Genomic DNA, 8,233 nt, shown 5'->3' with positions numbered 1-8,233 from the left:
ATTTGCCATTTTGCTTTTTGTCATACCCATCATCCTTACTTAAGTTGATGGTCTCCGACAAATCCGGGGCGATTCAGGCCGGCAGGAAATACCGGCTGTTCACATCCGCAAGAAGGTTGCCGATCGTGATGGTCGCGTAGCTCATTGGGCACCTGGGTCTGCGGCCGGCAGGATGGATGTGACGGGGCGCGTCACATGTGATCCCCGGCGGTTGTTGGATTTGTGTCTTGCGCAGGCAAGAAAGCCATCACGCGGTGGCGCGCCCTCGCACCATGGCTCGACGTGGTTTGGTCATCTGCTCTCGAAGTTCCGGATGGCGTTTACGCACTTATTCCGCGACTAGAACAACTGTTCGTGGCGACATGTCAACCCATGCGGAATGGCTAACCGCATGGATCGGCAGAATGAAACTCTTGTGGCCGCCTTCGCGGTCGCGCTTTCCGGCGAACGGGAAAAGGCGCAGCTAACGCAGGAGGAGCTGGCCGAGCGCGCGGATGTCTCGGCGCGCTTCATTTCGTTTCTCGAAACCGGTCGGCGACAGCCGTCGCTCTCGACGTTGTATGCCTTGAGCAAGGGGCTGCATATAAGGATGCAGGACCTCATCGCCGCCGTGGAGCGCCACCATGATGCAGACACCGTCGATGCAGACACCGTCGGACCGAGAATTCCGTCAGACTGACGCAGAGCCGTGTTGAGCGGCAGCGACAGAAAAGGCGGCGACATAGTTCGCCAAGACAATGGGAGCTTCCGCCTGGGGGCGCTCGCGGAGACAAAATGCATCCCCTTCATGCTAAGTGTAGATATCTAGGACTTCGCGACCCGGCCCGAGCATTTCGGCTGTCATCCATGTTGGTGGGTCCCGCCATTTCTCGACAGGTCACGACGCGCGGGCCCGTTGTGACCGGCGCGTCGCTGTTTTTTTCAGGGTCTCGCGCTGCGAAAGATCGCAATGCGGACCGAAAAATCAGATCTTGACCACCTTGATGGCGACGTTGCCAAGCGCACCGGAATTGATGTTGGCACCTGTCACCTGGACGACATAATCGTCTTCATCATGCATGACGAGATCGGAATGGTTCGTCTTGCTGCCCCAGGGACAGTCCCAGTGGTAGCTGGCGACGAGCGTGTTGCCATCATAGATGTCAAAGCTGCCTTCTGTGCCAGCCGCGGCATCGGAACGGCCGCAGGCCCCGAACGTGTAGGAATTGCCATCGGTGATGGTTTTTCCATCAACATCGGAGGGAGGAATCTCATTGTCTTTGTTGGATCCGTCGTAAAACTTGCCCCATTCATGGACGACGTTTTTCATCGTCATCGTGAAGCCGACGACCTTGATCGTGAAAACTGCCCATTGTGCGTAAGCCATGGAAAAACTCCTGATTGAGTGATCATTGAACTGGACAGCCTGGATAACTGCCGTTCGGGTTTGCGTTGCGGCCAGGCGACATCTTGGGTCCGCCGCCGAGACATCCGGTGATTGTATCCGATCTGCCTGCTCTCATTATGGGCGAGTCGGATGTTTTCGCTGTGAAGCGGTTCACATGTTTGAGGGTTTCGCCCTGGATCCCCGCGATCTGCGGGCGCCTCGAAAAACGGGTTACTTCCAGGCGACCGGCTGCCCCTGACAGTGTCATTCGGGGCAATAGAATACTTCGGAATGGCCGCTCGGATGTCGCGGGAACATGCGATCGGATGTTATCGGATGTCCCCGGAACGCGCATTCAGTATCGGACCAGACAGGCTTATCCATGTCGCCCGCTTGAACCTCAGCGCCGCGTGAGTGGACGCCGTAATTCGGTTTGCCGGCCGCACCATTCGCGGCCTTGCAGAGGCGCGATCACGTCCGACAAATGTGTGCAGTCGCGAGGCCAAAGGCCCACAAGAGCAAGGTTGCGATCAGAACCCAGGCTTGCGGATTGCCCAGTGTCATCAAGGTCGCGGCACTCAACGCGCACCACAGCACGGGTATGACGGTGAGCGTCATGCTCCATCTACCCGCCGACACGAGACTCAGCACGCCAAGACAGGCAATGGCCGTCGGGTCGGGTGCGAGCCCGAATGTTTCGGCCTGTGCCAACGGACGCCCGAACATGAGAGTCAGAAACGGGTAGAGAATGATTGACAGCGCAAGCAGGCCCCAGCCGACGATCTTGATGGGGCGGCCTTGATGCTCGGACGATGCCGGGCGGCCTGCGAGACCCAGGAGCGCCAGCAGGCCGGCCTCGACGCCGAAACCCCATGCCGCATAGGTCGCGGTCCAATTGATCGGCGCATAACGCGAGGCGAGGAAATACGCGGCCCAGAGGCATGCCAGCGCCGTGAGGATCACTGCGGCTCGCACGGTCAGCGTTCGGCGCAAGGCCAGAAGCACGAGACACGCCAGCCCCGCTGCCTCCGCGATCAACGGAAGCGGCCAGAGAGAGCGATTGTGAAGCTCGAAGAGCCGCCAGTAGACGTCCGGGCCGAACATCAGGAAATCGCGCGGGGCGTAAGTCAGCCAGGTCTCCATTACAGCCGCGACAGGTCCGCCGCCATGCGCCGCCGCAACGTCGCGTCGGGCAGCGGGCCGCGCGCCGCCGCCTTGTTTTCGCGCAGATGCGCGACCTGGCGCGTCGCCGGAATCGCGACGGTGACCGCCGGATGTGAGACCACGAATTTCAGCAGGACCTGCGCCCAGCTTTGCGCGTCGATCTCTGCCGCCCAGCCGGGCAAAGGTTCGCCCTCGAACCTGTCGATGAGCGCCCCGCGCCGATAGGGGCGGTTCACGATCACGCCGATCCCGCGGTCCTGCGCCAGTGGCAGGAGCCGAGCCTCGGCCTCGCGGTCGAGCGCATTATAGGTCAGTTGCACGAAGTCGAGCGGCTGCTCGCGCATGCTCCGCTCGAGTTCGTCATGCCGGCGCCCATGCGACGTGGTGACGCCGACATGGCCAAGCCGCCCCTCCTTCTTCATCGCTAAGAGATGATCGAGATGCGCGTCCCAGGCGCGGAGATTGTGAACCTGAAGCAGGTCGAATGTCGAGATTCCCCACTTCTCCGCGGTCCGGTCGATCTGCTCAGGGGCTTCCTCCGGCGCGGATGTCCAGACCTTGTCCGCGGAGAATATCGGCGACGGGTCGGCCAGACGTTCGAGCCCGTGGCCGATCGTGTCCTGCGAGGAGCCATACATCGGGGACGAGTCGATCATGCCACCGCCTTCCCCGGCGAAGGCCGCGATCACCTCGGCGCATTGCTCCAGCAAGACAGGGTCATCGCCGACATTGAAGGTGATCCAACTGCCCAGCCCGACCACCGGCACGCGCGTCCCCGTCGTCGGGATCGTTCTCGTTGCCTCAGCCGTGGTTGCCGCCGCCAGATCCGGTCGTCCGAACAGCAACCCTGCCGTCGCTGCCGACACACCGCCCAGAATCGCGCGTCTGGATAGAGCCATGTCAGATACCCACTCCGTTCCTTCTCAAGAATGGGACGTAATGCAGACCGGCCGAATTTTCAAAACGCCGGCGCGATTGCGCCGCCTGCGCCGCGTCGGCAGGCGGCCCCAAGGCGCCGCGACACAAGACGGCATGGAAGCTTTCGCCACGGGACGGTCCCGGTGCCAGAATGGACCCCCATCATTGCCGGAGAAAAAACGCGCCAAGAAATGAAGCCTGCCGCACTGCGCAGTTGAGTAAAAGAGTCGTCGACCTTGCGTCTTGCGCGGAAATCTTTACCAGCCAATTCACATGTGGTCTTGGGAGCTACCGCGATGAAGAAATACTTGGTCGGTCTTGGTGTCCTTATCGTGCTGGTCTCCGGGTATTTCCTGCTGGTGCCTTCGAAGGATACGCCGGCCCCGGCGGATTCCTCCGATGTGGCACAGAATGCAGAACCGGGAGCGATCGCCGAGCTGGTGGCGCCTCAAGCTATCACCCCGCAAGACGAGGCCCCGCGATCGCCCGACGAGGAAGCGTTGCTCGAGGAGATGGCAGCCGAGGCACGCGAAAGCCTGCCATCGGTGGTGATTGACAATGTTACCATGACCGACGCGGTGTTCCTGCCACGGATGCGGATCATGGAATATCGCTATGTGACGACCGCCGCCGAGGCCCTTGCCTCTGTCCGGGACGTTCGAGGCATGATCGAGGACCGCGCCGAAAGCATCTGTCTCGAGGGCCGCGAGATGTTCAGTATGGACGTGACCATGCGCAACAGTTTCGAGGATCGCGACGGCACGATTTTCCAGCGAGTCTATATCCTGCCCGAGGACTGCAGTCAGTTCTACTAGGCGCCGGCCGTGCCCTGTTACGCGAAAGCGCTGGTCGAACCTTCGAGGATATCAGTGCTATTGTATAGCGAAGCGGTGCGATTTATTGTCTGGCAGCGATCAGCCATGCGCTCCGCACGTCTCCAGCCCGCCCGATCAGGCCTGCACGTCGCCTTGTGAGGCTGCGTCAATCAGACTGCGCGCCAACCGTCAGCCCGTCCATGAAGGAAATGAATATGTCTCTTGCACCGCTCAAGGCCACCACTGCGCTTGTTGCCAGCCTGTCCTTGCTGATGCCGCAGACCGCGCTTGTAGCGACCGCCTCGGCGCAGGAGGCCGAGCTGCTGTGCATGGACGGAACCGAACCGCCTTGTCCTGAAGGAGAGCCGATAGAAGGCTCGTCCGAAGAAGGCGGCGAAGAACCGGAGACCGAGGTGCAACGAGCAGGCGAAGCCGCTGAAGCCGAAGCTGAAGCGCAAGCCGCGGAAGCGGCGGCCGACGCGGCAGCGGTTGAGGCACAGGCGGCAGAAGAAGCAGCCACAGCAGCGGCTGAGGCACAGGCGGTGGAAGAAGCAGCCGCACAAGAGGCCGAGGTCCAAGCCGCGCAAGAAGCGGCCGCGGCGGAAGCCGAAGCACGGGCAGTTGAAGAAGCAGCGGCCGCTGAAGCTGAAGCAAAGGCAGCTGAAGCCGAGGTGCAAGCGGCGGAAGAAGCGGAGACGGCGGCTGCCGAGGCCAAGGCCGCGGAAAAAGCTGCCGCGGCTGGAACTGAGGCACAGGCGGCGGAAGCAGCAGCGGCGACCGAGGCCGAGGCTGAGGAAGAAGCCGAGTCGCAAGCGACGGAGGACGCGGCTGCACAAGAGGCGACCTCGGCAGAAGCTGAAGCACAGTCGGCGGAAGAGGCAGCGGAAGCCGAGGCGCAAGCCGATGAAAACGCGACACAGGCAGAGGCCGGAGCACGGACGGATGATGCGCCGGTGGAGACGATGGACCTCGTCGATCCGACCGTTGCAGAAGGCGATGAAACCCCCGACGTGGCGGCGGCGGAGACCGCGGCAGACCCCGAGGATGTGGTCGAGGAGACCCTCGACGCGCAGTCGGTCCGGAGCAGTGAAGAGGATTTCGAAACCGCCATCGGCAGCGCGCGGGACACCTCTGCCAGCGACGGCGATCGTGACGGGCTCAGCACCCTCGAAAAGGCGCTCTTGCTGGGTCTCGGGGCCGTGGTCGTCGGATCGGTGCTGCGCAACGGCGACCGGGTGGTCGAGAATACCGGCGACCGCGTTGTCGTCGAGGGCCCCCAAGGGTTCAGCGTTTACAAGAACGACGATGCGCTGCTGCGTCAGCCGGGTGCGACCATGCGCACCGAAACCTATGCTGACGGGTCGACGCGCACCACGCTCGATCGGGCCGACGGATCGCAGGTCGTGACGATCCGCGACGCCCGTGGCCGGGTGCTGCGCCGGGACATCCTCTATCCCGACGGCACCGAATACGAGCTTTTCGACGATCTGGAACCGTCCGCAGAGGTCGATGTGCGCCGGTTGCAGGAGGTGCGCCCGGTCGCCCGCAGCCTGTCCGTGGCAGAGAACGATCTCGAAACCCTGCGTGCGGCGATACGCGACGACACGGCGTATGACGCCGGCCGGACGTTCAGCCTGCGCCAGATCCGCGAGATCGAGCAGGTGCGCAGCCTCGTTCCGGCGATCAATCTCGATACGGTGACCTTCGCGAGTGGCTCTGCCGCGATCCCGCCCAAGCAGGCGCGCAGCCTGGTGCGGCTGGGTATCCTGATCGAGGAAATGCTCTTCGAGAACCCGCGCGAGGTGTTCCTGATCGAGGGCCATACCGATGCGACAGGAAGGGAAAGCTACAACCTGGCCCTGTCGGACCGGCGCGCGGAATCCGTGGCGCTTGCCCTGACCGAAGCGTTCCGTATCCCGCCCGAGAACCTCATCGTTCAGGGCTACGGCGAGTCGTTCCTGAAGGTGCGGACAGAGGCGGCGGAAGAACGCAACCGTCGCGCCACGGTTCGCCGTATCACACCGCTGCTGCGTCAGATGGCGGCGAAATGAGGGCGTTCACTAATGCGCTCCGGACGTGTGCGGATCAGTGGCGTTCAGCGCTCGATCGAGCTCCCACTTCCTCGCGTGTTTCACTCTCGGCATGGCCGTGCCGGTTCCGGTGATCGCGAACCGCCGGCAGATGGCGAAAGCCACGCCAACTGGTCAGCGTCGTGTTCAAAATCGCCCGATCGCTCCATTCAGTCGACTGTGAGCATGTTGTCCGCTTTTCCGAGTTGCTCCTCGGATACGAGGAGCACCGCTAAGCCGGAATGCAGCGCAAGATCAGGACGTGCACCCTGGACGCTGCTAGCGGGTGTGGCGAGCTCGACTTCGTCAACCAGGCATACGGGAGCTTTCGCCACCGGGCGGTGCCGGCGCCATCCGGCAGTCCACCTCAGAGGGTAATATCACCACTGCGTGAATTTCCCGGTCTCGCGTCGTAAACGATCATAAGTGTCCGCTCGGAAATATCGGGGAATGTCGGTCCAGATTTCCCGATCAGGTCAGTTGTTCAGATGGTCGCGCAACAGGGCCACGTTGCGGCTGTTGCTCTTCACCCCGACATCGACGATGTCGCCGATGAGGGGCACGAGGCCGACCAGCCAGTCGATGCCGATATTCGCGACCATGCGGACCAGAACCAGTTTCGAGGCCCCCATGTCGTGCGCCTGTTGCAGGATGTAGATGGCAGGGGCCATTGTCAGCGTGTCGCCGACACCCGGCACCAGCCCGAGGATCGAGTCCCAGCCGAACCGTATCCGCGTGAGCGGGAACCGAAAGGCCCGATCCATGCGGATTGCCAGCGCGTCGAGCCGGTCGAGGCGGTCCCGTCTGTCGTCATGCTGCGGCTCTGTCCCGGCTCCGGGCCCGGTCCGGCCGCCGCGATCTCGTCCGGATGGCCTCATCCCGGGCTGCGTCCCCGGCTGGCGATGATGTAGACGGCGTGCACGATACCGGGAATGTAGCCCAGAATCGTCAGCAGGATGTTGATCCAGAAATGCTTGCCGACACCCTCTTGCAGAAACACTCCGAGAGGGGGCAGCAGGATGGCGATGACGATGCGGAGGAAATCCATGTCGATGCTCCGGTCTTTTGGTGTCGGCTGACTACGTCCTGCCACTCATGGTGCCACGCTATGCCGTGCACTTGCGCATGTCATCTGGAAATCGCAATACTGCGGCGCGCAGCCCGACTGACGCACGGTTTCTCATTTGCGCAAAATGCTTGCTTGCCCAAGGCGCCGGTTGCTCGTAGGCCAGCTTCGGTTTCTCCGGGGAGCGGTATCGGATGAGCGGCGCACGCGTAACCGAGCGAGTTCGTGAGGGAAAACTGACGGATGCGTCGGAGCTGTTCGAACGTGGTGCCCTCGTTGACGCGCCGACAGACGCGAGCTTCGTTCGCCGGCTGAACACCATGATGGCCAGGCCGCGGCTGGACATGGCGAAGAAGATTCCCGCGACGCTCGCCGATGCGATCAACAGCAACGGCGCGCTCAAAAAGCACGCGGACCTGGTCGTTCTGGGTGAATGGCTGCTTGTGGATGGGCATCCGGGAATGAAGCCGAGCCCCGGGATAAGGGCAAACCGGAGGACAGTGCTGGAATGTGTGGCCGTCGTCATGGCCGAACTGCATTTCCGATCAACCAAGAAAAGCCACGGATCAGCTTCCTCCGGGCGGAAGAGCCGCAAAAGGGAAATCACAAAGCACGCCCTGGCGCATCGGTGGAAAATGCTGTTCGGAGAAATCCTCGCACCGTCGATGTTCGACTCACGCGTGCGTTCCGTCCGACGCATTCTGCCGCACTACCTGAAGCACCTGAAATCCGGTGCTGCGACCCATGCCGGCAAGAAGATTGAATCGCCCCGGATTTGTCGGAGACCATCAACTTAAGTAAGGATGATGGGTATGACAAAAAGCAAAATGGCAAA

Annotated in this window: 9 protein-coding genes; 4 read left to right on the top strand and 5 right to left on the bottom strand. The window is 62.1% G+C overall.

Going from position 1 to position 8,233, the window contains the following annotated elements; translation table 11 throughout:
- Positions 1-391 precede the first annotated feature (391 nt).
- Positions 392-679: a helix-turn-helix domain-containing protein gene (locus ACROSR_RS19575; RefSeq protein WP_432687570.1), complete on the top strand. Its 288-nt coding sequence runs from the start codon at positions 392-394 to the stop codon at positions 677-679.
- A gap of 285 nt (positions 680-964) precedes the next feature.
- On the opposite strand, the gene ACROSR_RS19570 is transcribed toward ACROSR_RS19575, so the two are convergent.
- From ACROSR_RS19570 to ACROSR_RS19560, 3 genes are all read right to left on the bottom strand, one after another.
- Complete coding sequence (locus tag ACROSR_RS19570) at positions 965-1,366, bottom strand: aegerolysin family protein (protein WP_432687569.1); 402 nt, start codon at positions 1,364-1,366, stop codon at positions 965-967.
- Positions 1,367-1,837: 471 nt separating this feature from the next.
- Positions 1,838-2,509, bottom strand: a complete 672-nt coding sequence (locus ACROSR_RS19565) for a DUF6064 family protein (RefSeq protein ID WP_432687568.1) — start codon at positions 2,507-2,509, stop codon at positions 1,838-1,840.
- A complete protein-coding gene (locus ACROSR_RS19560; RefSeq protein WP_432687567.1) occupies positions 2,509-3,429 on the bottom strand; it encodes an aldo/keto reductase in 921 nt (306 codons plus the stop codon). Before ACROSR_RS19560 ends, ACROSR_RS19565 begins: the two co-directional genes overlap by 1 nt.
- A gap of 315 nt (positions 3,430-3,744) precedes the next feature.
- Here ACROSR_RS19560 and ACROSR_RS19555 point away from each other — a divergent pair, with 315 nt between their 5' ends.
- Together ACROSR_RS19555 and ACROSR_RS19550 are read left to right on the top strand one after the other, a co-directional pair.
- Positions 3,745-4,263: a hypothetical protein gene (locus tag ACROSR_RS19555; RefSeq protein WP_432687566.1), complete on the top strand. Its 519-nt coding sequence runs from the start codon at positions 3,745-3,747 to the stop codon at positions 4,261-4,263.
- A 215-nt stretch (positions 4,264-4,478) separates the two neighbouring features.
- A complete protein-coding gene (locus tag ACROSR_RS19550) occupies positions 4,479-6,314 on the top strand; it encodes an OmpA family protein (RefSeq protein ID WP_432687565.1) in 1,836 nt (611 codons plus the stop codon).
- 494 nt (positions 6,315-6,808) lie between these two features.
- On the opposite strand, the gene ACROSR_RS19545 is transcribed toward ACROSR_RS19550, so the two are convergent.
- Both ACROSR_RS19545 and ACROSR_RS19540 read right to left on the bottom strand, forming a co-directional pair.
- Positions 6,809-7,210 (bottom strand): DUF4112 domain-containing protein, encoded by a 402-nt coding sequence (locus tag ACROSR_RS19545; protein WP_432687564.1) that lies wholly within the window; start codon positions 7,208-7,210, stop codon positions 6,809-6,811.
- On the bottom strand, positions 7,207-7,380 hold the full coding sequence (locus tag ACROSR_RS19540; RefSeq protein ID WP_432687563.1) for a YqaE/Pmp3 family membrane protein: 174 nt from the start codon (positions 7,378-7,380) through the stop codon (positions 7,207-7,209). Before ACROSR_RS19540 ends, ACROSR_RS19545 begins: the two co-directional genes overlap by 4 nt.
- 212 nt (positions 7,381-7,592) lie before the next feature.
- On the opposite strand from ACROSR_RS19540, the gene ACROSR_RS19535 reads away from it, so the two are divergent.
- Positions 7,593-8,195, top strand: coding sequence for a hypothetical protein (locus tag ACROSR_RS19535; RefSeq protein WP_432687562.1), 603 nt, complete (start codon positions 7,593-7,595; stop codon positions 8,193-8,195).
- The last annotated feature ends 38 nt before the right edge of the window (positions 8,196-8,233 follow it).

This window comes from Roseovarius tibetensis, assembly GCF_050896375.1.
GTDB lineage: Bacteria > Pseudomonadota > Alphaproteobacteria > Rhodobacterales > Rhodobacteraceae > Roseovarius > Roseovarius tibetensis.
Note: the sequence above shows the minus strand (reverse complement) of the source record. Positions and strands in the feature narration are given on the sequence as shown.